36 protein-coding genes and 3 pseudogenes are annotated in these 25,200 nt (G+C 24.1%); 16 read left to right on the forward strand and 23 right to left on the reverse strand.

Annotated elements, in window-relative coordinates; genetic code table 4:
• Window positions 1-329: 329 nt before the first annotated feature.
• Window positions 330-1,397 carry a hypothetical protein gene (locus tag ACOBWH_RS04805; RefSeq protein WP_424525724.1) on the forward strand — a complete coding sequence of 356 codons (1,068 nt, stop codon included), beginning with the start codon at window positions 330-332 and terminating at the stop codon, window positions 1,395-1,397.
• 27 nt (window positions 1,398-1,424) lie between these two features.
• On the opposite strand, the gene ACOBWH_RS04810 is transcribed toward ACOBWH_RS04805, so the two are convergent.
• Complete coding sequence (locus ACOBWH_RS04810) at window positions 1,425-1,952, reverse strand: lipoprotein (RefSeq protein WP_424525726.1); 528 nt, start codon at window positions 1,950-1,952, stop codon at window positions 1,425-1,427.
• 449 nt (window positions 1,953-2,401) lie between these two features.
• On the opposite strand from ACOBWH_RS04810, the gene ACOBWH_RS04815 reads away from it, so the two are divergent.
• The 6 genes from ACOBWH_RS04815 (at window position 2,402) to ACOBWH_RS04840 (ending at window position 7,504) form a co-directional block, all read left to right on the forward strand.
• Window positions 2,402-2,863, forward strand: a complete 462-nt coding sequence (locus ACOBWH_RS04815) for a hypothetical protein (protein WP_424525728.1) — start codon at window positions 2,402-2,404, stop codon at window positions 2,861-2,863.
• 17 nt (window positions 2,864-2,880) lie between these two features.
• The gene (locus ACOBWH_RS04820) at window positions 2,881-4,245 is read left to right on the forward strand and encodes a hypothetical protein (protein WP_424525655.1); all 1,365 of its coding nucleotides are present in this window, start codon (window positions 2,881-2,883) and stop codon (window positions 4,243-4,245) included.
• A gap of 6 nt (window positions 4,246-4,251) precedes the next feature.
• Window positions 4,252-5,190, forward strand: coding sequence for a hypothetical protein (locus ACOBWH_RS04825; RefSeq protein ID WP_424525730.1), 939 nt, complete (start codon window positions 4,252-4,254; stop codon window positions 5,188-5,190).
• On the forward strand, window positions 5,180-6,463 hold the full coding sequence (locus tag ACOBWH_RS04830; protein WP_424525659.1) for a hypothetical protein: 1,284 nt from the start codon (window positions 5,180-5,182) through the stop codon (window positions 6,461-6,463). Before ACOBWH_RS04825 ends, ACOBWH_RS04830 begins: the two co-directional genes overlap by 11 nt.
• 15 nt (window positions 6,464-6,478) lie before the next feature.
• The gene (locus ACOBWH_RS04835) at window positions 6,479-7,096 is read left to right on the forward strand and encodes a hypothetical protein (protein ID WP_424525661.1); all 618 of its coding nucleotides are present in this window, start codon (window positions 6,479-6,481) and stop codon (window positions 7,094-7,096) included.
• Between the two features lie 75 nt (window positions 7,097-7,171).
• Window positions 7,172-7,504 carry a hypothetical protein gene (locus ACOBWH_RS04840; protein ID WP_424525663.1) on the forward strand — a complete coding sequence of 111 codons (333 nt, stop codon included), beginning with the start codon at window positions 7,172-7,174 and terminating at the stop codon, window positions 7,502-7,504.
• A 36-nt stretch (window positions 7,505-7,540) separates the two neighbouring features.
• Here the strand turns inward: ACOBWH_RS04840 and ACOBWH_RS04845 are convergent, their stop codons facing one another.
• The 15 genes from ACOBWH_RS04845 to ACOBWH_RS04915 form a co-directional block, all read right to left on the reverse strand.
• Entirely contained in the window at window positions 7,541-7,696 is a 156-nt protein-coding gene (locus ACOBWH_RS04845) for a hypothetical protein (protein WP_424525665.1), read from the reverse strand.
• 4 nt (window positions 7,697-7,700) lie between these two features.
• Complete coding sequence (locus ACOBWH_RS04850) at window positions 7,701-7,889, reverse strand: hypothetical protein (RefSeq protein WP_424525667.1); 189 nt, start codon at window positions 7,887-7,889, stop codon at window positions 7,701-7,703.
• Window positions 7,882-8,379, reverse strand: coding sequence for a Panacea domain-containing protein (locus tag ACOBWH_RS04855; RefSeq protein WP_424525669.1), 498 nt, complete (start codon window positions 8,377-8,379; stop codon window positions 7,882-7,884). Before ACOBWH_RS04855 ends, ACOBWH_RS04850 begins: the two co-directional genes overlap by 8 nt.
• Window positions 8,372-8,563 (reverse strand): hypothetical protein, encoded by a 192-nt coding sequence (locus ACOBWH_RS04860; protein WP_424525671.1) that lies wholly within the window; start codon window positions 8,561-8,563, stop codon window positions 8,372-8,374. The genes ACOBWH_RS04855 and ACOBWH_RS04860 overlap by 8 nt, the downstream gene beginning before the upstream one ends.
• 2 nt (window positions 8,564-8,565) lie before the next feature.
• On the reverse strand, window positions 8,566-9,042 hold the full coding sequence (locus tag ACOBWH_RS04865) for a hypothetical protein (RefSeq protein ID WP_424525732.1): 477 nt from the start codon (window positions 9,040-9,042) through the stop codon (window positions 8,566-8,568).
• Window positions 9,027-9,884 carry a recombinase RecT gene (locus ACOBWH_RS04870; RefSeq protein WP_424525734.1) on the reverse strand — a complete coding sequence of 286 codons (858 nt, stop codon included), beginning with the start codon at window positions 9,882-9,884 and terminating at the stop codon, window positions 9,027-9,029. The genes ACOBWH_RS04865 and ACOBWH_RS04870 overlap by 16 nt, the downstream gene beginning before the upstream one ends.
• Window position 9,885: 1 nt before the next feature.
• A complete protein-coding gene (locus tag ACOBWH_RS04875) occupies window positions 9,886-10,674 on the reverse strand; it encodes a hypothetical protein (RefSeq protein WP_424525736.1) in 789 nt (262 codons plus the stop codon).
• Window positions 10,674-10,829: a hypothetical protein gene (locus ACOBWH_RS04880; RefSeq protein ID WP_424525579.1), complete on the reverse strand. Its 156-nt coding sequence runs from the start codon at window positions 10,827-10,829 to the stop codon at window positions 10,674-10,676. The genes ACOBWH_RS04875 and ACOBWH_RS04880 overlap by 1 nt, the downstream gene beginning before the upstream one ends.
• Before the next feature lie 28 nt (window positions 10,830-10,857).
• Window positions 10,858-11,049, reverse strand: coding sequence for a hypothetical protein (locus tag ACOBWH_RS04885; RefSeq protein ID WP_424525577.1), 192 nt, complete (start codon window positions 11,047-11,049; stop codon window positions 10,858-10,860).
• Between the two features lies 1 nt (window position 11,050).
• Entirely contained in the window at window positions 11,051-11,332 is a 282-nt protein-coding gene (locus ACOBWH_RS04890; RefSeq protein WP_424525738.1) for a hypothetical protein, read from the reverse strand.
• Window position 11,333: 1 nt separating this feature from the next.
• Window positions 11,334-11,576: a hypothetical protein gene (locus ACOBWH_RS04895; protein WP_424525683.1), complete on the reverse strand. Its 243-nt coding sequence runs from the start codon at window positions 11,574-11,576 to the stop codon at window positions 11,334-11,336.
• Window position 11,577: 1 nt separating this feature from the next.
• A complete protein-coding gene (locus ACOBWH_RS04900; RefSeq protein WP_424525740.1) occupies window positions 11,578-11,760 on the reverse strand; it encodes a hypothetical protein in 183 nt (60 codons plus the stop codon).
• Window positions 11,739-11,963: a hypothetical protein gene (locus ACOBWH_RS04905; protein ID WP_424525686.1), complete on the reverse strand. Its 225-nt coding sequence runs from the start codon at window positions 11,961-11,963 to the stop codon at window positions 11,739-11,741. The genes ACOBWH_RS04900 and ACOBWH_RS04905 overlap by 22 nt, the downstream gene beginning before the upstream one ends.
• A gap of 12 nt (window positions 11,964-11,975) precedes the next feature.
• Window positions 11,976-12,134: a hypothetical protein gene (locus tag ACOBWH_RS04910; protein ID WP_424525688.1), complete on the reverse strand. Its 159-nt coding sequence runs from the start codon at window positions 12,132-12,134 to the stop codon at window positions 11,976-11,978.
• A 392-nt stretch (window positions 12,135-12,526) separates the two neighbouring features.
• Window positions 12,527-12,763 (reverse strand): hypothetical protein, encoded by a 237-nt coding sequence (locus ACOBWH_RS04915; protein WP_424525742.1) that lies wholly within the window; start codon window positions 12,761-12,763, stop codon window positions 12,527-12,529.
• Window positions 12,764-12,971: 208 nt separating this feature from the next.
• Here ACOBWH_RS04915 and ACOBWH_RS04920 point away from each other — a divergent pair, with 208 nt between their 5' ends.
• Window positions 12,972-13,877: a hypothetical protein gene (locus ACOBWH_RS04920; protein ID WP_424525744.1), complete on the forward strand. Its 906-nt coding sequence runs from the start codon at window positions 12,972-12,974 to the stop codon at window positions 13,875-13,877.
• A 22-nt stretch (window positions 13,878-13,899) separates the two neighbouring features.
• Here the strand turns inward: ACOBWH_RS04920 and ACOBWH_RS04925 are convergent, their stop codons facing one another.
• The 3 genes from ACOBWH_RS04925 to ACOBWH_RS04935 form a co-directional block, all read right to left on the reverse strand.
• Window positions 13,900-15,996 carry a hypothetical protein gene (locus tag ACOBWH_RS04925; protein WP_424525746.1) on the reverse strand — a complete coding sequence of 699 codons (2,097 nt, stop codon included), beginning with the start codon at window positions 15,994-15,996 and terminating at the stop codon, window positions 13,900-13,902.
• Window positions 15,997-16,062: 66 nt separating this feature from the next.
• Complete coding sequence (locus ACOBWH_RS04930) at window positions 16,063-16,362, reverse strand: hypothetical protein (RefSeq protein ID WP_424525748.1); 300 nt, start codon at window positions 16,360-16,362, stop codon at window positions 16,063-16,065.
• Window positions 16,343-16,870 (reverse strand): hypothetical protein, encoded by a 528-nt coding sequence (locus ACOBWH_RS04935; RefSeq protein ID WP_424525750.1) that lies wholly within the window; start codon window positions 16,868-16,870, stop codon window positions 16,343-16,345. The genes ACOBWH_RS04930 and ACOBWH_RS04935 overlap by 20 nt, the downstream gene beginning before the upstream one ends.
• A gap of 57 nt (window positions 16,871-16,927) precedes the next feature.
• On the opposite strand from ACOBWH_RS04935, the gene ACOBWH_RS04940 reads away from it, so the two are divergent.
• The 8 genes and pseudogenes from ACOBWH_RS04940 to ACOBWH_RS04975 all read left to right on the forward strand — a co-directional run.
• Window positions 16,928-18,009 (forward strand): IS3 family transposase gene (locus tag ACOBWH_RS04940; RefSeq protein ID WP_424525752.1). Its coding sequence is split into 2 segments (ribosomal slippage): window positions 16,928-17,168 and window positions 17,168-18,009, totalling 1,083 coding nucleotides; the frame shifts between segments, so codons are not numbered across the junction.
• Between the two features lie 26 nt (window positions 18,010-18,035).
• Window positions 18,036-18,218, forward strand: a pseudogene (locus ACOBWH_RS04945) (IS30 family transposase); the annotation flags it as partial.
• 228 nt (window positions 18,219-18,446) lie between these two features.
• A complete protein-coding gene (locus ACOBWH_RS04950; RefSeq protein WP_424525754.1) occupies window positions 18,447-18,656 on the forward strand; it encodes a DUF2649 family protein in 210 nt (69 codons plus the stop codon).
• 352 nt (window positions 18,657-19,008) lie between these two features.
• Window positions 19,009-20,022, forward strand: a complete 1,014-nt coding sequence (locus ACOBWH_RS04955) for a hypothetical protein (protein ID WP_424525755.1) — start codon at window positions 19,009-19,011, stop codon at window positions 20,020-20,022.
• Window positions 20,015-20,413, forward strand: a complete 399-nt coding sequence (locus tag ACOBWH_RS04960) for a hypothetical protein (RefSeq protein ID WP_004027786.1) — start codon at window positions 20,015-20,017, stop codon at window positions 20,411-20,413. Before ACOBWH_RS04955 ends, ACOBWH_RS04960 begins: the two co-directional genes overlap by 8 nt.
• Entirely contained in the window at window positions 20,413-20,649 is a 237-nt protein-coding gene (locus tag ACOBWH_RS04965) for a hypothetical protein (protein ID WP_004027616.1), read from the forward strand. Before ACOBWH_RS04960 ends, ACOBWH_RS04965 begins: the two co-directional genes overlap by 1 nt.
• A gap of 16 nt (window positions 20,650-20,665) precedes the next feature.
• Window positions 20,666-21,218: pseudogene (locus ACOBWH_RS04970) on the forward strand (spiroplasma phage ORF1-like family protein); the annotation flags it as partial.
• A pseudogene (locus ACOBWH_RS04975) lies at window positions 21,216-21,389 on the forward strand (IS30 family transposase); the annotation flags it as partial. The pseudogenes ACOBWH_RS04970 and ACOBWH_RS04975, both read left to right, overlap by 3 nt.
• Window positions 21,390-21,784: 395 nt before the next feature.
• Here the strand turns inward: ACOBWH_RS04975 and ACOBWH_RS04980 are convergent.
• The 4 genes from ACOBWH_RS04980 to ACOBWH_RS04995 all read right to left on the reverse strand — a co-directional run bounded on the left by ACOBWH_RS04980 (window position 21,785) and on the right by ACOBWH_RS04995 (window position 25,053).
• The gene (locus ACOBWH_RS04980) at window positions 21,785-22,165 is read right to left on the reverse strand and encodes a transcription antitermination factor NusB (RefSeq protein ID WP_424525757.1); all 381 of its coding nucleotides are present in this window, start codon (window positions 22,163-22,165) and stop codon (window positions 21,785-21,787) included.
• 15 nt (window positions 22,166-22,180) lie between these two features.
• Complete coding sequence (locus ACOBWH_RS04985; RefSeq protein ID WP_424525759.1) at window positions 22,181-22,846, reverse strand: hypothetical protein; 666 nt, start codon at window positions 22,844-22,846, stop codon at window positions 22,181-22,183.
• Window positions 22,847-22,886: 40 nt separating this feature from the next.
• On the reverse strand, window positions 22,887-23,120 hold the full coding sequence (locus ACOBWH_RS04990) for a hypothetical protein (protein ID WP_424525761.1): 234 nt from the start codon (window positions 23,118-23,120) through the stop codon (window positions 22,887-22,889).
• A gap of 295 nt (window positions 23,121-23,415) precedes the next feature.
• Entirely contained in the window at window positions 23,416-25,053 is a 1,638-nt protein-coding gene (locus ACOBWH_RS04995) for a hypothetical protein (RefSeq protein ID WP_424525763.1), read from the reverse strand.
• Window positions 25,054-25,200 lie beyond the last annotated feature (147 nt).

The following is a 25,200-nucleotide window of genomic DNA, read 5'->3' on the forward strand; positions in this document are numbered from 1 at the left end:
TCTCGTTAATTTCATAATCTTTTGGAATACCTAAATCATCTCATATTATTTTAGGAATTACATAGCCTTCACCTAGTTTAGGTTTTACAACTTTATTAACTGATAAATGTAAAGGTACTGTTTTAACTAACGATGGTTCAAAAACAAGTGAGTTAGTTTATTCAACATATAATTTAAAACAATTAAATCCTAAAACTAACCGAGTTTATTTAATTAATGAACAAACTAAAGCAGTTGATGCTCAAACACCAGTTACTCTTAGTGAACAAGATGATGATTGTGAATTCTTACAAACACCTGATGGTACAAATTGTAGTTATATAATTGATATGTTTTCAATTCAAGCATTATATAAAGGTAATTTTGAAATTATCTTTTATGCTGATAATCCATATACTAATAATGAAGAAGATTATTTACGCTTATCAGTATGGAGTTTTCGTGGAAAAACAAAAAGTGTATTAAATAATTATTTACGAGATATGACAACTAATTATAAAACTAGTTTCTTACTCCCACACGACTATGAAATACCAACCTTTAATTACCCACAATATGTTCTCCCACCAGTACCTTATAACTATCAACCTTATACACAAGATATTTGAAATGGTAAAACAGGACAAGCATTAATAACTAAAATTACAGCACCAGCACAATGTAACCGCTCAAATACTCCTAATAGTTATATTAATTTATTTTCTGATGAATTTAAGGATGCTTATTATGAAACTGAAATTGATTTAAGACAAATTGACCCAACAATTCAAAGTATAGATAAATTTAAAGATGCTTATAAAACTATTGAAATAAGTAATATTAATAATTTACAAGTTAGATGTTTGAAACCTAACATAGAACATTTTATTAAAGATAGAGATGTTAATTTAACTGGTGGTCGTTTAGGAAATTGCTGATATGATTATGGTTCATTATCTAAAATTACTTTACAAAAAACAGGGTTAGAACAAAAAGATAATATTACTTTTGAGAAAAAAATTATATATACTGATGAAATAGAAGTTAATGATATTCAAACATTTTTAACAGGCACTACAAATGGTTTACCAAGCGGAAATTATAAAAATAGTTATACAACAGAAAAAGGGAAAGGTGATATTAATTTTTTACTTCAAATAACAAAATTATCTGATAATGATGATAATAAAATTAAAGAAACATATTTACAAGCATATTATACAAATGATATGAAATTAAAAATTAGATTTAAAAAAGTACTTTTTGCTCAATTATTTCTGCGTAATACTGATAATGGTCTTGATTTTTATAATTCTGGTAATGATAAAAATATAACAATAGACTTAAATGCTTTGGGTGTATTAAATATACTAAATAATAGTGATAACCCAATCCAAATTATAATTAAACCAAGGTAAAAGAAAAAAGAGATTAAATCTCTTTTTTTATTCTCCATCAACTTTTATATTGCCATCATTATCAACTACTAAATTAGGCTCTGTTATATCTAAATTTCAACGGTAGACTTTAAAATTATTAGTATCTTTTTTCCATATTAAACTTGGGTCATTAATTGATTTAAAAATAATTAAGTCAATTGTAGTATTATTACGCGAGTAATAACGTAATTGAAGTTTATATTCTTTTTTTATATCTAAATCTTTATATCTATATTCTCATTTTGGAGGTGTTATTATTTCTTGGTCATTTTTAATTTTTGTATTATTTCAATTTTTACCTTTTCATACAACATAATATCATTTATTATCAACTGTATTAAATGGTTTTTCTTGTGCTGCAATTCATTCTAAGTTATCTCTAATAGTTTGATCTTTGGTATTTATTTTGTTTTCTTCTTTTAATTTTGCTAATTCTTCGGGTGTATATTCATGTGTTTTATTACAAGCAACTAAACTTGTTGTACTTGTTCCTAGTAATGATATTGCACCAATAATACTTAATAATCTTTTCATTCCAATTAACCCTTTTTTCTATTAGTTAAATTATATAATAAAAAATAAAAAAAGAGATAATTAAATTTCTTTTTTTACTGTTTTTTAGGTTAATCCACTCAATCATCATTGTTATTAACCAATTTATTAAAGGATATAAAATAAACAAAATTCCTTAACTCAGGACCAAAAACAATAAATAACCTGGACTTTACAGCCTTTCTCTGATGATATAGTTTATTTACAATATTAATTATATATAAATATAAGTATTTGTAAATACCTTTATTAATTGTTTTAAGGGCTAAATTAGCAATAAAATATATTAAGTTTAGATTTATTATATAAAAAGTATTGTAATTGTGAACTATTGGTATATAATTAAAAACATAGGTTTAATCTTTTTCCGTAAAAAAGAGTTTATGCTGACTTGTTAATCGGACAAGAATAAAAAAAGAGAGGTTTATAAAATGGCACTTACAAAAGAACAATTAATCGAACAAGGTTTAAGTGAAGAAATTGCTGAAAATATCTTAAATCAGTTTAATAATGAAGCAAAGCAAATTAGAGAAAGTGTGCAAAAACGCGAAGATGTTATATCAAAAGAAGACTTTATTAAATTATCTAATGAATTAGATGAATTAAAAGCATTTAAAGATGTTCCATCTACTAAAATTGAAGATATTAAAACTAATTTAGATAAAGTTAGTGGTAATTCTTTAATTGAAAAAATGCAAACTTTAAAAGAATTAAAACCTGATTTGTTTGTTGAAGAGCAACCATCAGTTTCACCAACTAATTTTATTAAAGATATGATTGAAAAATCTACTGAAAATAAAAATGATGAAATTGAAACTATTAAAGAAAAAGGAGCATATACTCCTGATGAAATTAAAAAAATAACTGATTATACACTTAAAAACCTTAGATAATAAGGGAGTGAAATATTATGGCAACAATTAATTTGCCACAAGTACCTTTTACATTGGAAGGTAATACAACAGATCAAAAAGCATATGTTGATATGGTTAATGCTTTATTGCGTGGACCTTTATATAATGAATATGCAAGTATTATGCAATATGCAACTGCAACAGCAGAACAAGTTGCTTGATTACCAAATGCTGGTCAAGCATTATATAATTTAACTCATCGTGTGGTATGACAAAATGATTATTCATTACCAAATGGTGGAACAACTCAAACAATGGGATTAACAAGAATTCCAGTTCCTATTGATAAAAGATTTAATTTAAAATTAATGAATGAGGCTTTTGATTTAGCATTAATAGAACAAAATATTAAAAATGGTGTTATTGCTAATGCTATTTCTAGTGTTGTACAGAATAAATTTGTTAATTTAGAATGTGAATTAATTCAAGCTATTTATGATTATTGCTTAGCAGATGGTCAATATGAAGTAATTCCATTTCGTAGTTATACAGCAGAAAATGCAGATGATGCAAATAAAGCATTCTTTACATTAAATGAAACTTTGATTGAATTAACAAATCAAATTAGTAATTTATATTTTGGATTGCCAACAGATAAAATGTTTATGGTTTTAGGTCGTAGAGCCTATTTAGGATTAACACCTGCTTATTTAAAAGTAATTGGTTCACAAGCCCAATTAAAAGCAATGGTTAATGGTGAATTATACGAGAATACAGCAATGGGTATTCCTGTATCTAAAAGTTTTCATTTAGAAAAAACATATACACAAGGACAAGTTAACCGTGATAAAGGTTATAATTTTACTAATGTAAATGGTTTAATTATTAATAAACAAGTATGAGCATATCCAATTAATATGGATACTATTCAACAAGTTTTGGATAATGATACTGCTAACCCTAAATGAATTGGTAAAGTACAATATGCTACACCAACTATTTTATATCCAAAAACATGTAAGATTATTTTAGAAAAAGCACCAACTAAGGAAGAAGTTAAACAAGCATATGATAATTTAAATAAAACTTATCGTGTACCTATTGATTATGTAATTCCAGAACCAAATAAAATTGATATTAGTAAAATTAATAAATTAGATACACCTACTATTCATGTTGCAGATCCAACACAAACAACACCAGAACAGTTAAAACCACAATTTAAAGATGTTGTTTTAAAAGCAGTAAAAGCAGTAAATAGTTCTTTAATTGAAAGTGATTTTGATTACTTTATTGAAAGTAAAGGTGAAGATTGACCAATTAATATTACAAATGATAAAACTGTTGCCGTTCAAATTGAAGCTAAAAATAACGCCACTGGTCAAACAAATCCGATTGATGTTAAAATTAAAAATTCTTAATAAACAATGAATTTACTAATATTACGCGTTTTAACTTTATTAGTATCTAATTTAGAAAATAAACCTTTAATAAGTAAATTTGTAAATTTAATTAATAGAGTTAATCAAGTTAAAAATAAAGTATTAAAGCCAATTAATTATATTACTGATAAATATAATAAAATTACAAATAAAATTGAAGATATTTATCAGTGATTAAATCCATTTACTTATTTAGATTTAATTAAAAAAGGTCATAAAAAAGAAATACAACAAATATTAAGTCAATTAGAAAAAGATAATAATATTCAAAATAGAGAACAATTTAAAAATGAAAATTATCTAAATACTAATTGACAACCTTTAAATAGTAGTTGACTTGATAGCGGTATGTTTAATATTACAAATAAGTTAACTTTAACAGGTAATTTAACTATTTTAATATATACAAAAACAGCAAAAAATCCGAAATTTTATGGTCCATATGTTTATCCTAGTGTTCCAGTTGAAATTTGAAAATTATTAAGTAATGCTGTATCTAACGCTGGAACATTATTTTGAAGATATTGATTAAGAAAATGATTACCTAGTCATTTAAGAGATTATATTAAAAAACGATTACCACAAGCATTAAAAGAAAAATACCCCAAAGAAACTACTAAATTAACATTACCAACAGTTCAAAAATTACAACAAATTAAAAACTTTATTAATAATTTAAAAATTGGACATTTTAATTTTAATTTTGCTGGTGAAATTAATAATAAAAAATGGTATCGTGAACGCCGAAGTGATGTTAAAAACATTAAGAATTTATATAAAACACCAGTTAATAATAAATTTTATCAGGTTAATAAATCTATTAAAACAATTAAGAAAACAAGAACAAGAGTTAATAGTTATAAGCCAAGTAATTTAAAAAATAAATATCGTAATCAATTAAGGGGTGTTTTATATGGAAAATAATTTAAGTAATTTGTTATTTATAACAGTTGAAGATGTGAAAGAAAGTAAACTTTGACAACCTATTAATGATAGAAAACAATCTGCTTATAATGATAATTTAATTTATAATGCTATTTTAAAAACTAGTTTATGAATGGATAGATTATCAGGTGGAACAATTTCCGATAAAATAAATAAAAAAGATTTATTTCCCTGAGTAAAAAAAGATAATACTGGTTTAATTGAATATGATAAATGATTAAGTTATATTCAATCTGCTTGTTTATTAGCAGTTATTAATTGATATTTACCAAAAGGAGTTAATGATTTAACTGGTGGTGCTTCATTTTCACAAGGTGGCGTTGCTTATTCACAAACTAATGACCCTGAGGCAAATGAAAATATTACTCGTGATGTTAAAAATGCTTTAAAATTAGCAGGTGAAATTATTGATATTATATCTAGTAAAACAGTATCTAGACCTTATAATTATAGTTTAGATAATTATGCTCATTCATGAGAGGAAGAATATAAACATATTAGTAAAAAAACTTTTTATCCAACATTATTATTTTGATTAAAAGAACGATTACAAACAGATAATTCAATAAATATTACTTATCCAACTATTAATGATTTTAGTAAGATTGATTATAACGAATATATTAAATTAATAGTTCCATTTGATAATGATACAATTTATAATGAAAATGGAGTTTGAAAAGCAAAAAAAGGTGGCGATGTTCCATCAGATGTTATTAAAAATAGTGATTTAGATAAAAATTATATTGATAAGCAAAATGGTAAATATATTGTAAAAACATCACAAGATATTAATACTAAACAAGATAAAATCCAAAATGGCGTTGGTATTAGTATTAGTAATGATAATCATATTAATTTTAATTTAGGTCGTACTTTAACAATGGGAGAAAATAATACAATTGAAGTAAAAGATTATACTCCAACGCAACATCATTATTGAGAAATTGTAGATACTAGTGATTTTATATCAGAAAGCACAAGTTATATTTTTAATAAATATGATAGCAATTATGAATATAAAATATCAGTATATGGATTAGGAAACGATAACATATCAGGAATGTTAAGTTTTTATCCAATTAATGATAATATTAATTATTATAATAATTGTATTGCTATTTGAAATCAAGATAATTTATATACTATTTCATTTAAAGTATCTGATAAAAAAATAAGAGTTTATAAAAAAAATATAATATATGAAAAAATAAAAAATATTGTAATTATGCGTAAGAAAAAAATAAGTTAGAAAGGAGTTTAATTAATGAAACAAGATAAAACAACTTGATTAAAGGGTGCATTACCGTGAAATTGATTTAAAAAAGACCCTATTCCGACTTATAATTGAACTCATAAAGATATTAGAGAATGAGAAAGAAAATATAAAATTCGTAGTTGAGTAGTTAGTTTTTATACATTAATATTTTTAGTATTAAATTGTTGATTAGAATATGGAATGATTAATGCAATTAAAGATAATATTAATTGGTATAATTATGGTCAATATTGAGGTAATGGCATTGCTATTTTATTAACACCTTTATTTACACACGGAATCCAGGGTATATTTGTTGCTAGTAGTAAACCCAAAGTAGATATGAAAATTGATATACCACGATTAAAAATATCCAAAATGGGATTAGTATTTACAATATTACCTTTAATTACTTTAATAATTTCTTTAATTATTATTTGAATTGATAAATCAAAATGAAAAAAAGACCATTTAAGACATTGTTTAGATTGTCGAATTAATCCGCGTGTTATTCAACCACGAATAGCAAAAGCATGAAATAAATTAGATGGTATAACAGAAGATATATTTAAAAATATACAGAATGAAAACATTAAAAAACAAAAACAAGAATTAAATATAAATTAAGATAAACTATATAGGGGCGGTTGATATTTTGGGTGGTTATATAGTTTAATTTATAAATTATTTTGTTCTGAAAGGATGGATGGCCACTGTTTGAGTAAGGATAAGAAAGGAATTAAAAAAATGAATGAAACATTAATGATTACTTTACTTGTGTTAGCAGGTGCTGGTGGAATGGGTAGTCTTGGTATTCTTGGATTATCTGCTAAAAAAATTAAAAAATATAAAGCAGAAATTAGAGAATTAAGAACTGCTGTTATTGCACACGAAAAACATTTACGAGGACCTGAATATGCAACAGAATTAGCATTAAAAACAGGTCAAATTAAAAATGTTAAAAAACAAGTTAAAGTAAACGACAAAAAACAAGCACAAAAAGATGCTATTAGACAACTAACAAATAGTATTTAAAAAAATAACCAATTAAGGTTATTTTTTATTTGTTTTCTAAAAGTTATCTTCTATCATACGCATTATTATTCTGATTCCAAATTGATTTGGATTTCTCTTTATTTGTTCTTCACAAAATTCAAAAGCATAATTTTTCTTTCTAATTCTTCTGTTTTCATCTTTACAATTTTGACACTTACAATTTCCACACATTTATTTAACCTCCTTTTTTATTTTCTAATATAACTAAATTCTTTTCCCCATATGTTTTTTTATAATATTCTCAGTATTCAGTTGAATTAATATTTATATCTTCAATATCTGATCCAGTAATATAATTACCTAATGGTGTTTTACAAGGCCTATTACCTTGTAAGGTTTTATAACATAATATATAGTTATTCATTATCATTGTTGCCTTTTGTAAATTCTTGAATATCTTTAAATAATAATTTATTTTTTGATATATCGTGTGGCCCTAAATTTTTTCTTGCTTTTATTCATGGTAATGAATAACGAGTTTTTTCTACTAATTCTATTGATGACATATTTATGTATTTTTTTATATTTTCATTAATAAAATTTTTCACTTTTTCATCTGTTAAGTATTGTATTTTTTCTATTTCTAAATATTTATCAGTATAACTTTCTATTTCAATAAAATTATATCCATTATATCTTATATGGTTAAAAATTTTTCTTATAACTGGACCATAAATCCATGCTTCAAATTCATCATCAAATAATTTTTCATCATATTGTTTTAAATAATCTAAATATAAAAAATATAAAATTTTTTGTAATTTAACAGGTTCTTTAATATTATATTTTTCAACTAAATACTTTGTGATAGAAAAAATAATATCGTTGTTAATTTTATATTTTACTTTATTCATTATCATTTCCTCCTTTATTATTTATAATATAATAATTAATAAAATGCTGTATTTTTTGATTATTAGTATATAATTCAGGTAATTCATTTCATACTTTTTCTTGGTTTTCATTTAAGTAAACATTAACATTACGAATTAATTTAGAATAATATTTTCCTGTTTTTTGATTATATGATTGTTTCATAATTAACCCTCATAATTAGCAATAATAATTGCATCGCGGAGATGATTACTTATTTTTTCATTATTATAGAATCAACCTTTACCATATTCATAAGTTAAATTAACATCTTTTTCAAATTCTCATAAACAATTATCATTATATTTACTTAAATTTTCCATATTTTTAACAACTGATTTAGTATGCTTTGGTGATACTCAATTAATACTATTTCAAAATTGTTTTTCAACAACACCTAATAATCTTAATAAATCATCACGGTCTTTTGAACCATTAGAATTTGTATATAAGCAATTTTCAATATTTATAATTTCATTTTGATATAGATATTCTCAAATAATTTCAATAATATAAGTAGCATGACATTTTCAATCTTTATTATCAAACAATTCTTTTCTAATAAGTTTATTATCTTCAAAAATAGCAATAGCGGTAGTACCAGTTCCTGATGGGTCAATACCAATTTTTATCAAGTTGCTCATTCTTCATCATTGTTATTAACTGCTGGTACTACATTTGATATATCTTCTTCTTTAACTACATTATCGTTTGTGTTAGCTATTTCTGTATAAGATGGGGTATTTATATTATTTGATAATGGTTCATCGCTCATTTGCCCCTTATTTTTGGCGACAGTAATATCATTAAATGGAATATATTCAAAATTACCATCTTCTTTAATTTCTTTTTCATCTAAATCAATATCTGAAATATCAATACCCATTTCTAATGCTAATTTACGATATAATTTAGCTTCAACCATTTCTTTTGGTCATTTATTTCAAGGTGAATATTCACTATTTCCACTTGGACTACTATTTTTTAAACGATCAATATCTGCTTTTCTTAATAAAATACCTTGATAATTTCCATTCATATCTTTTGCAAAAGCATAAGCACCAATAATTTCATTATAATCACTAGTATTTGCATTAAAATTAATATCATGTATTTTAGGACATGAATTTAAAGTATCTCATTCAAATTTTTCACCTTTAAATATAATTGCTTTTCGTGGACTATATCCTGCTTCTTCAATTTTTTTACAATAAACTTTACTATCAATAATAGTTGTTAATTTATTTTTAAATGGAATAATATTAAAATCTTTACTAAAAATTAATCCTTTATTACTTAATTTAATAATTCCTAATGCTGTGATTTTAGCATTATCAGCATTATTAATTAATTGCATATAAGATTGTCCATTTTTCATTTTTAATTCTTCAAGTGCTAAAATATTTTCTTTTAAATATTTATCATTAACTTTAATTTCATATTTAATAATTGCACCTTTAATATATTGCTGTAATTCATTTGCCATATTATTTATCTCCTTTATTTATTTTAAAATTAATACCTTTAATGCCAATTAAATTAATATCTTTATTACTATCTCATTGGTTTTTAATTTCATTTTTAACAATTTTTTCATCAATAATTAAATAATTTTTAATTAAATTAATAAGTTCTAATTTATCTGCATTTTGTAAAAAATCATCATTAATACCAATTAATTCAATATCTTTTACTAATAATTTTTCTTTAATTATATTAATACCAACTTTTTTTAATTGTTTTGGATCAAGTGATTTATCAATTTCTTCATTTTTTTCCATTACACGAACTTGTTCATCTTGAATTTGGTCTATGTCTAAACCCATATCAACAGTTAAATTATTTGCTTTTTCAATTAATTCTTGCTTTTTTAATTCTTGTTCTTTTAAAAACTCTTGTTGTTTTTGTTTGCGAGCTTGTGTCAAATTATTATTAATTTCAACTCTGTATCTTTCAATATAATTTCTATAATTAGTAATTATTTTGCCAATTCTATTATGTTCATCTAATAATTTTTGAATAGGTTCTAATCATTCTTTAAAAACAAAATTATTTTTAGTAATAGCACTTGGAATATCTTTTAAATGAACATCTTGATAACCATTTAATGCATAATGATTAATATGTCTAAAAATATACTCAGTTAATTCTTGTTTATTTTCTTCTTTAATTTTTTGAATATTATACGCTAAAAGACTTGCATTTTTAAAATCATCTCCTTTTAAAGGAAATTGAAATGTAATATTATTTACTATATTTTTAACTACATCATTCATTATTTATCATCTCCAATCAATTTTTTTAAATCATTAATTACAACTTTTAACATTTTTCGATGAGTTGGACAAAAAATATAATTTTCATTATAACTTAGATATAATCCATCTTTTGAATGTTTCTTAATTCAATCTTTACTAGCATATTTACTCATTTTTTAATCATCCTTTCTAAAATAAGTATTAATCTTCATTTACAATATAATTATTTTTGGGTTTATCAAAATATAAATGAGTAAGATTATCAATTTCTTCAGGTGTTAATTTTTTCTTTTCAACTTCAATTTCATAACGATCCATAATTGCTAAACCATAATCTTTATAACAATCTGGATAATTATCAAACATTTCATTTAATAAATCTTTTAAGTTCATATTATTCATCTCCTTTACAAATTTCACTTAGTCTTTTTCTTCTTTCACAATCTTTACAAATTTCATTTTCTTCTCAATATTTACGATTATTATCATAATCTTTAATTAACTGTTTAAATTCATCAATATTATATTTATCAAGATGTAATTCTTTAAAATTTAATGACCAATCTCCTTCAACAAAATAATGACCAACTTTAACATCATATTTAAAATCATCTTCATCTTCGTTAGCTTTATATTTATTTAAAAATTCATTAATACTAATATTATTTTTTTCCATATTATTCATCTCCTTTACCAAATAATTCATTGTATTTTTTAGGGTCCATAATTTTTAATTTTTCTATATTAGAATATAATTCTGAAGTATTTTCCTTTACTATAAGTTCTAATTTTTTAATCAATTCTTCACTATTTTTAAGAATATTTGCTTTTATAAATTCTCTTAATATATCTAATAAAGTATCTACTTGATATTCTTCTAATGTCATTTCATAATCTCTAATTTTAATTTTTTCTTTCATATTATTCAACTCCTTCTCATTGAATGCTTTCTAAATCAATAATTGTTGTTAATCATTCTTGTTTATTTTGAAACTCAGCAGTAATCTTTGCTTCTTCTAATGTATAAAAAAATGATGTTTGAAAAATATCTTCCTCATTAAAATGATCAAATCATCTCATTACTAATAAATATCTTTTATTCATAATTTATTCCTCCTAACAATTTTCAATCTTAATAAATTATTTAACTCGCTTGTATTTTTAAAATTAAAATATAATTCTGATAATGTTAATATGTCAATAGAATTATCTTTTCAATAACACTTATATTTTTTATCTTTACATTTATTTCAATTAACACTAATAAAAGTTAATCAAGCGTTTTTATAATTAATTTCTCAATTCATATATTTTTCCTCTTAATTCTTTCTGCCTAATGCTCAATGTTCATCAGTCATTTCTTCAAATGAAACTGGATAACTTTTAAGCATTAATTGATTTAATTTATTTTCTTGATTACATTTTGAGCAATAACCTCAATATCTTTGTTTAAGACAAATTTTATTTAACTTTTTCATATAAACCTCCTATAATCTTGGTAAATGTTGGTAAATCAACTACAATGTTCTACAATTTGTAGTTGTTTGTATAGTTGGTACGCCAGACATATATGTCTTCCTTCTTCCGTGCCCATTTGTGCTTTCGCTCTGGGATTTGACGCTCAGTTTTTGAAATTAAATTTACTTGCACCCATATGAAGGACCGAATGCTAAACGCAAATTTAATTGTTTAAGTCACTATCTCTTTTTTTATTGTCGTTTGATATTAGCCTTGGACTTATCACGACTATCGCTTAGTTATAAAAACCAGCGCCGATTTACATTTTTCCTCATACACTATTTCAGTACTTGCCTCGGCAGGCTGTGGAATAAAAACACTTAGTTATTAAAAATAACCGTCCCACACTGCATTAAGTTGTTTTATAAAATTTAAGTTTTAAAAACCCAGTTTCTCAATCAAAGATAATTTTTGAATTTTCTAAGCGTTTATAAAACCGCTTTTGTTTTTTATCTTTTGTGTGATTTAATAAATCTTTATGTTTTTCACAAGTTCATAAAACTTTATTTGATACAAATTCTTCGGTAATGAATGATATTACTTTATAGCAATCATTAACATCACATATTTTTTGTTGTTTAATTATCATTACCTCCTTTTAGGAGTTGTTTTATTTCAAATAAAAAAACAACCCTAACAAGAGTTGTTTTTTTGGAGCTTCATCGTACATTATACATAACTTAAATATTCAGGCTTATTAATTAATTCATTAAAATTTATTTCTTGTTTATCTTGCATTTTTACACCTCTTTTTGTCATCACCCATTATATAATCACCATAAGGAGAGTGTCAAAAAATGTGAAAATTATTAACATTAATTACTAGTATTTTAAAAAACCCCAAAATAGCATTAAGAATTATAAAATTATTAGAAAAATATGATAATTCTAAAATAAAAGCAATTTTACAAAGTATTCAAGATATTGAACATCAATTAGCACAAATTCAATATTATTTAAATCCAAATGTTTTAAATGATCTTTTAAAAAAAATACCTCGTAGTTTAGAAATACAATTATTTAAAGATATTAGTTTTTTAGATAAAAATAAATATAAAGAAATTGTAAAATCATTAACTCCAACAGAAAGTAATTGAACTATCTTATCTAGTAGTTGATGTAAAAAAGGATTTTTTCAAATAACTAATAAACAAAAATTAATAGGTAATTTAACTATTTTAATTCAATCAGATAATGATAAACAAAGAAGATGATATGGACCATATACTTACCCAAAAGTACATATCCAAGTATGACAAGCAATGAAATCAGCAACTGGTAAAAATGGAACTGGGGCAGGATCAGTATTATGAAATATGTGATTACATGTATGATTACGCAGTGAATTAAGAGAATATGTAAATTGACAAATAAATACTAAACAAAATAAAGCAAGTGGAGATGTTAAATTAAGAGCTAGTCGTATTAATAAAAACCTATTAGAATTAAATAAAGAAATTAATAAATATAGTACTAATTTTTATAATTTAAAAGATAGTAAATTAAATAAAAATAAACAATATATCGATAATAAAAATTGATTAAATCAACAAAGAGAATATGCTACTAATTTAAAAACAGGATATAAAAATTTACATACTAAAATAATATCAAAACCAAAAACAATTAATCTTTATAAAGAACTTAAAAAAGGAATTAATATAATTAAACATCCAGTAAATAATATAAAAAATAAAAAATAGGTTAATTCCTATTTTTTATATACTATGAATTTTTAATTACTACATCAATCGGATTTGTTTGACCAGTAGCGTTGTTTTTACCTTCAATTTGAACTACAACTGTTTTATCATTTGTAATATTAATTGGTCAGTCTTCACCTTTACTTTCAATAAAGTAATCAAAATCACTTTCAATTAAAGAACTATTTACTGCTTTTACTGCTTTTAAAACAACATCTTTAAATTGTGGTTTTAACTGTTCAGCTGTTGCTTTTGTTGGGACTGCAATATGAATAGTAGGTTTATCTAATTTATTAATTCCACTAATATTTATTTTAGAATTACCTTTAATTAATATTTTTTTATCATTAATATTTTGATTATCAATAATACCTGCATTAATATGTAAATAAATATTACCACTTACAATTTCATTAACTGGTAAATAAATACCTGCTGAATTTGTTTGAATTGGATAATCATTTTTGCCATCACTTAATATCATAATAGAACGCATAAATGCTAAAACTCGTTTTTTCTGTGGTGTAGTTAAATTATTATCTAAAATTTTATCAAATAATTTTTTAATTTCTGCTGTGTCAGGAGTTGTTGGAGTAATTCCAAAAAACTCATTATATTTTTTAGATACATCCATATTTAATGCTGTTTGATCTACATCTAAATTATTAATATTAGTAATAGTATTTTGAATTGCAGTTTTAAATGTAGGATTATAAAAATCTTTATAATTTGGATCATAATCTAATAATTGATAAGTTAATTCATTTTCTCATTCACCAGTAAATTCATTATATTTTTGTCATGAATCACCAGTTGGATCTGTATTATCTCACATACGAGCAATAGCATCCATTTGTTCTTGTTCTGTAAACATTTCTTTAACAATTAAGAAACCTAATTCAGGTCTTGTTAAAGCAGGTAATGAAAATAATACACGACTAGTAAATGCAGGTTCTTGTGTATCATTATCAACATAACTAATATTTTCAGTAAAAATAGTAATCATTGCGACATTATCTCTATGAATAACTAATGCTTCTATTTTATTATTAATAGATAAATCAAAGCCACGAGTTCTATTCATTCCTTGTAAATTAATTTCTAATTGTCCATCTGATGTTTTACCATGTAAAGGTTTAATATTTTGACCAAGTCATAATGATTTAGAAACCATATAACCTAAAACTTTATCTTGGAATAAAGTACCAGTTACCATTGTATTTGCTGAAATATTTTCACCAATTAATTGAGTATATGCTCGTGTTAAATCTAAATATGAATGTGGTTCTCAAATCATTTCTCAATCACTAGTATTTGTCCCAATTTGAGATGCATTAATTTTTCTTGTTTCATCTGTCATACGATGCCCTAATTTATACATTAAATCTAAGGCATCTTGTTGAGTTTTAATTTTAGTTGTATCATAAACAAAAGCATAATCTTTATTAAATTTACTACGAGCAATATAATTATCAATTACACCTTTTAAAAAGTATAATTCTAAATTAAACATCATATTTTCTGTAATTGAACCTGTTCATTTTGCTACTAATTCACCTCGTAATGATGGATCAGTATTTTTTAAACGAGATAAATCAAATCGTCTTCATTGTGTTTTTAAACCAATAGTATGATCAATTACTAAACGACCACGCTTAGCATTTTGATTTTGTTTTGGGTTTCCTTTTTCGTGATTTCACTCACTATCTCCATAAAATAATCGTTCTGGAATTGTATAAATTGCTACTGCATAATCAGCACTTTCCATATTAGGACTTGATTGTGCTGTTGCTGTTAAACGATGAAATGTATAATAATCAGGGTTTGATAAAATATCTTTAACTCTCATTTCTTGTGCTGATAATAATAAATGTCCTTCTGTTGTTAGATTTGCTACTATTTTACGATTTTCTTGTGGTACTTGTGATAACTCATATTCTCTTATTTTTGACTGATAACTATTAATTTTTTCTTCATATTGTTTTTCTGTTTCAGTTTTAATACGAGTTTCTGCATTTGGTAAAACACTAGATAATACTTGCTTTTCTTTTTGTTCTAATAAAGCATTAATTTCATCTTGTGTCATATTTTCTTTATAATCATATTTAAAGTTTGTCATACTTTAATCCCTCCATTATTTTTTATAGAAAATTTCAAAAACTATCGTCACCATCTTACCATCATTTTAATTTTTGTAAACTTGTGGGTATTTTTTCTTAATTTCAGTTCTAGCTTCTTCAATTCCTTCTTTAAAACCTTTTTCATATTGATCTAAATATTCTTTTTTATTATTTACACCATAATCATAAGTTTCTTTCATTAATTCTTGAAATATTTTAGTATGTTCTTCACAAGCAGGAACACCAATACCATTTCAATTTTTACTTACTTTTTTAAAACACTCTTTACCATCAATTATCATCCAACAAATATTTTTATCCATTCGCATTTTTTCAATATTTCTTTTAATTTGTTTTTTTGCCATATTTTTTATTTTCCTCTCGTAATATTTTTAAAGCTTGTTTTTGAACTATTAATTCTTTTTGTTTTTCTATTTTTAATTTTTTATTTTCAGCATGTTTAGCAATATTAATTGATTTTTCATTTTCTCTTGCTTTAAAATATGCTTTCATTTTTAAAATAAATCAAATAAAAATAGTAAGAATAATAACTGGAATAATTTTAGTTGCAATATTAGTTAATAATCTTATCTTTGCATTTGGAATAATTTTAAGTGCTTTTTGATAAAAAAAACTAGCACTAGACGGAATAATTAACATTAATAATGCATTTCCATAATTATTTTTTCAATCAACATTTTCTAAACCACATTTTAAAAATTGTAAATAATTAGGTAATTCTATTACTTGCGGTAAAATAGATCACAAAGCAACAATTATACTTAATAAAACTGCACTTGTTCCAGTAATTCCTTTATCAGTATCATAAGCTATAATTCCACTTTCTGGATAGGTTACAATAACTTGGACCATATTTATGTAGACTGTAAAAAAATAAGCTAAAATTATTAGGAAAGCAGGAATATAAAAATGGCAAAAAACCAGTACACCGATGAATTCAAGAAACAAATCGTAATGTTATATAAAAATGGTAAAAGTAATATTGAAATTGTTAACGAATATAAAATTTCAAAGGCAGTTCTTTATCAATGAGTAAAAAAATTTGAGAATTCTGGTTCTTTTAAAGCTAAAGACAATCGCTCTGTTGAAGAAAATGAACTTATTCAGTTGCGAAAAGAAAACAAACAATTACGAATGGAAAATGATATTTTAAAGCAAGCAGCACTGATAATCGGCAAAAAGTAATATTAATTACTAACAATAAAGACAAATATTCAGTGAGGAAAATGTGTCAAATATTAAAGATAGCAAAATCAAAGTATTATTATCAAATTAATAAGATCACTAAAACTGAAATTAATATTTATGAAAATGAAGTTATCAGTGCATTTAAAGAAAGCTATAAAGTTTATGGTGCTAGAAAAATTAAAATTATTTTAGCAAGAAAGAACATTATTTTATCTCGACAAAAAATTAGAAGAATTATGGCAATAAATAATTTAGTATCAAAATATACTAAATTAAAATATCGCAATCATAAATCTCCTGTAAATAATGATCAAATTAGTAATATTCTAAATCGTGAGTTTAGTAATAAAAGACAAAATGAAGTTATTGTGAGCGATTTAACCTATGTTCAAGTTGGTTCAAAATGACATTATATTTGCTTACTAATTGATTTATTTAACCGTGAAGTAATTGGCTATAGCGCTGGAACAAATAAAACTGCTGAACTAGTTCAGCAGGCATTTTATAAAATAACATGACCACTAAATCAAATTAGGTTGTTTCATACAGATCGTGGTAATGAATTTAAAAATAAAATTATTGAAGAAATTTTAAGTGCAAAAGGTTGCCCTTACGATAACGCAGTAGCTGAAACAACCTATAAAGCTTTTAAAACTGAATTTATTAATGGTCGAAAATTTAAAAATTTAGAACAATTAAAGTTGGAACTATTTAATTTCATTAATTGATACAACAATATTCGAATTCATGGTAGTTTGAATTACTTAACTCCAGTTGAATTTAGAAATCAGAAGTCTACATAAAAAGTGTTCTAAAAAGTGTTGCCATTCGAAAACCCAAAGTTGAAAGAATGAATAGAGATATTAGAGAATATCTCATTAAGGGAACAGATTTTAATCAAATTACTCAAAAAGAAATTAATAAAATTATGAAAATTATTAATGAAAAACCGCGACCGAGTTTAGGTTGATTATCTTCCAAAGATGTATTTTTACAAAATATTAATATTTAATTTTTTTAAATATGAATTATATATTTGTAGCAAAGTTTCCTTTTTTGCGTGCTGAAATATTAACTTATATTTAAAAAAAAATTATTTTTTTCAAAAAAGTATTGCATTTTTTAATAAAAGATATATTATCAAATTAATAAGGGTTAAATGTCCTATTTGCATCTTTACTTTACATTATTTTTTGGTATGTTTTTTAAAATTATTCAAAAAATGTGAAGCTTTTAAATTATGACAAAAGATTGAGAAAAATTAAAAGAGTTTTTTATTCATGTATTTTTATTTATTGATAAATCTAACGTTGAAAGTATTACAACTTGAACTTTGACTCAAAATAAATATTTAACTCTTATTCTTATGATTAGCATTTGAATTGTTATTTTATTTTTAACTTGGTTTTTATTGTGAATGGTTTTCAAAATAGTTAGTTATTTTAAATAATTAAATTTTGTTATTATTATGGTTTTCTCTCCCCACAAAATTTTAAAATCTTTTTTTGAATATAATATATATTTTCATTATGAATGCAGTAATTATTAATATAAATAATGTTATAAAAAATATTTCTTTTGCATTTATTTGACTAATATTCTTAAATATTCATTTTATAAAATTAATTGTAGTAATTAATTTTCCGATAGGATTAATTAAAAAGTTTATAATTTCAATGATAGGCAATAATATTGAAATTATTTTTAAAATTTTCTTAATTTTTATTACTTTCCTTTTTGATTTGTGGGGAGAGAAAACCATAATAATACTAGTTTAATTATAAATAACTATTGGAGGTAAAATGAAAAAGTTTATATTTTTCTTAAAAAATTATTGTTATATTAGCGGTTCAATGATTTTGTTTAGTTTAATTGATTTATTACTTTGAATAATTTCATTAAATTATACTGGTTTAGTATTCTGATTATTGTTTGCTTTGCAATGTGTTTATTTTGTATGATGAGTTTGAAAAAATATATTTTATCAGTTAAATGCTTTTCGGTTAGTAAATTTTGTTTGAGATAATCCGTTATCGGTAATTATTGGTAAATTAGGAACGGGAAAAACATTACTTTTAACTTATTTATCACAAACTATGAAACTATTAACAGATAAGATTTATAGTAATTATCCGTTAGAAGATGATAAAGTTAAAGTTTTAACATTTAAAAATTTAGATTTTACAGATCGAACAAAACCAGTTCCCCCAGATGATAGTGTTATTTTATTTGATGAAAGTTATTTATATATTGACGGAACTAGTCCGCACGATGAGAAAAAGGTTCATAGTGGTAAAATTCCGTGAATTGTTTTAGCAAGACATTTTGGTAATCGTGCTTTGTTTACAGCTCAACGTGAAGGTATGATTTGAAATAATATCCGACAATTAGCAAGTGGTATTATTATTCCAATTTTACTGAAAAAACCTATTGCTAAAAAAGGATTTAATTTTTTTAATCGGTTCTTTATTATGCGAATTGGCATTTTTCAAGATATTACTGATTATGAAATTTGAAAAACAAAATCAGTAGAACGAACAGCAGAAGGTAAACGAACAAAACATAAGTCGGATGTTGGGTTAGGAATTCGGTTTTTTAAAATAATTATTCCGTTAGAATTTGCACAGAAATATGATAGTCAATGATTAAAGTTTGTGCGTGATTTAAAAAATGATGAAATAATTAATAACAAAGAATACTATTGGTCAGAAATTACTAAATTGAGTGTTAAAGAGCGGTTAGAATTGTTTGATATTGATATTTTGAAAAAAAATTTAAAACCTAAAAAAGAAAAAGGAAGTGTTAAAGATGATTAATTTATTATCAGAAAGTAGTAATTGAGATAAGATTTTTAGTTTTATTTTTGATGTATTTTTGTTTATTTTTGATGTAATTTGAAATACAAAATTACCAATGACAAATACGACAATTGCTTATTTTATTATCTTTTTTATGGTTGTTAAGTTATCTATTTATGCAATTCACGGTACAAGAACTCAATACAACGAATTAGGTTCAACAGTACAAAGTGGTGTATCAAATATTTATTCTGCAACTGCTCGTGGAGTTTCAGATACTAAACAAGGTATGCAAAAACATATTAAAGATCGTAAACAGTTTAAAATTAATCGTAATAAACAACAATTATCAAATTTAGCAAAACAAGCAAAAACAAGAGAACAAGGATATCGGAGAGTAAATAAATAATGATTAGATTAGTTTTATTAGTTGCGGCAATCGCTATTTTTGGTACTGGTTTTATAACAGTAATCATAAATCAATTAACATCAGCAAAAAATATCATTATGGATTTATATAACTCAGACACTTTTTTGCTTTCGTTGTTTGGCAAAATGGCAATTTTGTTTTCTCATCCGTTAATGTTAACGATATCAAGTTTATATATTGTTGGGTTTATTGTTTCAAAAACATTGTATAGTTAGGAGTTGAATTATAAATATGAAAAAATCATTATCTTTATTTGCAATATCTATTTTAGGTATTTTAGGTTTAATTATTCCTTTTATTACTTTAACAGCATTTAAACCCTTAAATCAGCAAAATTATACTGTTAATCAACAAACAACGGGAATGAATGAAACTGATTTTATTAATACAATGTTTTTACGTAGTACTTTTTTTGAAAATTGGTCTGAAACAAATTATTTTATTAATCCGACTTTAAAAACATCACAAACATTAACTTACAATGATAAATGGTATTTAGATTTTTTGAAAGATAGTTATTCAACAGGAATTTCATTTGATAAGTCTAGTGATGAGTTTATGGACTTATATAAAAATTGAGATAGTTATGCTAAACAATATAGTATTGATAAATTTTATGATGCTGACAAAAAACAATTTTTAAAAGAATTAACTAATTTTGTTTATTCATTTGCAAATAAATATAATTTAATGCAAATGTTAGTTAAATAAATTAAAAACAAATATAACTGATTTACAAGTAGTTAATTTAATTGAAGATAATTGAAAGTTGATTACTGATGTTGAAAGAGTAAATAGAGATATTAGGCGTGAATTACCTAAAGGAACAGATTTTAATAAAGTTGATAATAAACAGTTAAACTGAGTTATGAAAATAATAAATGAAAAACTCCGGCCTTGTTTAAACTGAATATCTTCAAAAGAAGCATTTAATTTTATGATTGAAAATAGTTAGTAAATAAACTTATTGAAAAATTTAATAAATATTTTTCATTATGCTAAAATGAGAACAAATTAAAAAAATAACACAAAAAGTGTTGCATTATTTTTCTATAGTGTTATTATCTAATTAATAAGAGCTTTGGAAAAGCGCAATTGCATTTACAATATACACTAAATTAACATTATTTAAAGCAACTTTATTTTTGTACTTTTTTGTAACATCAATTACTTCAACTAACGGTTTGGACGCATCAATCGCTTTGCGTTCTTTTACAACTTCCTAGCTATATTTATTCAATTTTAATTAATAAATATGCTTGTTTATTTTATCAAAAAAAAAAAAAAAAGCATAACCTTACTTTTTTTCGTTGATTTATGACTTTTTATTTTATCAGATAGATAAAAACATTAAATTTGATCTAAAACTGAATTAATATAACTAAAATTAGTATCTTCACTATAAAGTTTTAGAATTTCTAAACTTTCATTAATAACAATTGCCTTTGCTAATCCTTGATAATGAATTGCATAAACACCATACACTAAAACAGCTTTATGATAATTACTTAATCGTTCAAAACTTCATCCTGATTTTAAATGTTGATTAATAAGCCCAATAATTGTTGTTAAATTACCTAAAATATCATCAATTTGTTCTGATTCAATGCTAGTTGTTACAACTTGTGAAAAATCATAAGCCTCTTGTTTTGTTGTTAAAACATCATGTTGCAAAATAAAATGACGATATAACAAATTAATAATATTAATCCGTTCTTGGCGTTTTGACACGTGACATACTCCTTTTTAAATATAGTGATATAAACAAAATAAACTTCGTTTTTGTAACCGAGAATTATGACGATGACTATGAACTCCAAATAAATGATGTAACATTAAAATTGTTTCATCAGCTAAGTGATCATTTGTTAAATCATCGTTCTTTTCAATATGTTTTATTATATCACTTCAATGATATTCTTGTTGATTAATTATTTGAATATTATTATAATTTTTAGCATCTGTTATTGTAAATGGTTCTTTACTATTAATGACAACCAAATTAATGGTTGCTGTTCGTAAGAATTGTTTCGCATTAATCATTTTCATCATTCGATTAATCATGAATTGTTGTGTTACAACGGGAGAAGTAATTAAAGTATTATTTTGTTCTCACACTGGGCCTGCCATTGTTGTACTAACTGACCCATTTAATGTTTGTATTTTTAAAAAATAAAGATTCTTACGAGTTAAAATTAACCGGGGAAAATAATATATTATTTTGCTAACATCATCATAAAAAGCAATATTTTTAAAATATCACATATAATTAACCGTTTTAACATATCGTTCAATAATTTTATCAAAATAACGATATTGCTCTAATTTTAATTCTTGTTTTCAATTTAACGCTGGTAATCCTAATTCCTGACGAATTTTTGTTAAATAATGTTGATTCTTATGAGTTAACATTATTTCCCCTCCTTTCTCTTAAATTAAGTAAAAAAGAAACCTACGGTTTCTTACGATATCAAAAGTGACTAGTTCGTTTTTGATGTTGATAACGATATTGTATTTCATCTTCAGCAATTAGCTGTTCAATTAAAACATCGTTGTCTTTCCGTGTTAATGCTTCTTGATAATCAAATGTTTTTTCATGAACACGAACATGAATGCCATTAAGTAATAATGGTGCTTTAATTTCTGCTAACTTTAAAAACCTAATTTCTTTTGGATATAAATACAATAATTTCCCATGTAACTTAACATTTTGTAATAAAATAAAGTCATTTTTACTCGGGGAGTTTGCGACATTATCTTCGGTATAAACATTATAACTAAGATAATGATTATAATCTTGTTCATTGTCAGCAAAAAAAACATTTGATTTTTATGCATTCGATCAATACAAATAATTTTCCCATTATGTAAAAAAAATAAATGTCCGGTTTTATATCTCTTATCATTTCTCGTTACCTCCTCTTCTATCTCTCTTTTATTGCTAATTTTGGTTGATAGTTAACGAGTTGATAATTAATACGTTATTTGTTGTTCCGTGCTTCTTGCATCAATTGTGCTTGCACTCGTAATGATTCAATTAAAGCTTGGCGATTTTCTTTCACTTCGTCACGAATTCGTAATAATCGTTGAAATTCTTTTTGACGTTTAATAAACTCTTCAATATTTCCTTTTGTGTTTTTATATTTAAGAACTTGTTTATCTAACAACTTAATTTCAGCATATTGCTTCTGGTTTAATAACATAACATGTTTTCGTAACAGCGCAATTGATTTATTACGATTTTCTAAAATTGCCGCATTTAATTTATCATCATTTGTTTTAATTGTTCGTGATAAATTGATTGCCCGGTTAAAATCAGCTAATTCTTGTGAAATTTGGCGATTATAACCTTGTTCATATTGTTGTCGAACTTCTAATAAATACTGCAACATTTTTTGTTCATAGACTAAACGTTGATCGATATTAGGTCGTTTCTTCTCATCATACTGATGATTATAATTTGTTTTTTTATAACGATCTTCACTCAGTAATTCTGCTTGTTCATTAGCAAAGTCCATTGTTGAGGTTTCTCCTTTTTTGTTCTTTGCTTTTAGTGCAGGGCTTTCTTTTTTATTCTTTTTTTGCTTTGTTTTAAAAGCAAATGTTTCTTTTAAATGTTCTAATTGTGTTTGTTCTTCCGCATTTAATTTATAAAAACGTGCCTTATTTTCTAACCGTAAAATTAATCGTTCTTCCATTGATAATGGATCTTCAGCAGTACGAATTATTTTAACTGGTTTTGGTTTTGGTGGTACAATATCTCTTGCCGCAAATTCATTTAAGTTAATTTCAACTTGATTTTGTTTAATTAAGCGAACAAGGATTTCTTCGTCCCCTTTTTCAATTTCAATTTTATCATCAGAATCAACAACAAAGTCAACAACTGATAACCCATTTTGTTTAATTTGTGAAATCTGGTGGGCTAAAATTGGGCGTAAATCACGACGAATTGTTGTTACTTCTTCTGTTTCAGTTCGCCGAATAATTGTTTTCATTTCGTTTGTTTCTGGTTCTGATGACCCTAATTTTGTTTTTACACGATCAACATCTAAACTATTTCAATTCGAGAAAGTATTAAATTGATCATTAATTAATTCACTATCTTTTAACGGTGGTTTAATTAAATTAGTTGTTTTCGGAATGGCATTTTTAGCAGACCTTTTTGTTCTACTAACAGTTTTATTAGTTTTTGGTTGATCTAATGGTGTTGAAATTAGGATATCTTGCTGAAGTGGCTGCTTCACTTTTGCTGCTGGTTTTTTACTAGCTGCTTTTTTTGCTTTATGATTGTTTAATCTTGCAAAAACTGGAATTTCTTTGTCACTACGATAACTATAATCAATGAATTTACTTTTATTTTTTTGTTCTTCTCAAGCATTATCTTTATCTTTTAAACGAATAACTCCCTTTTTTTTGGTTCCAACAACTTCAATTAAATATTTTTGTTTTAATGCTTGATACTCTGGGCTATTTTCATCTAATTGTCTTAATAAAACTTTAATTGTTGCTGGAGTTAATTTTTTATCCATTAGTTCTGCTGCATCTCGTTCTGAATCAACAATGCTACCATAATTAGCACGAGTAACGACAACAGTTTCTGAGTCTTTTTCTTTTGCCATTTTTTAATCCTCTTATTTGCTTTCTCATTTTTAATACATATATATATTATATAAAATTTTTAAACTTTTTTAAATAGTTTTAGCAAAAAACCTTGCTTTTTTTAATAAATTATTTATAATATTATTTCATTATTTTAATTAAACTCT

The sequence above is a fragment of the Spiroplasma endosymbiont of Glossina fuscipes fuscipes genome, from assembly GCF_049669535.1.
Classification (GTDB): Bacteria; Bacillota_I; Bacilli_A; order Mycoplasmatales; family Mycoplasmataceae; genus Spiroplasma.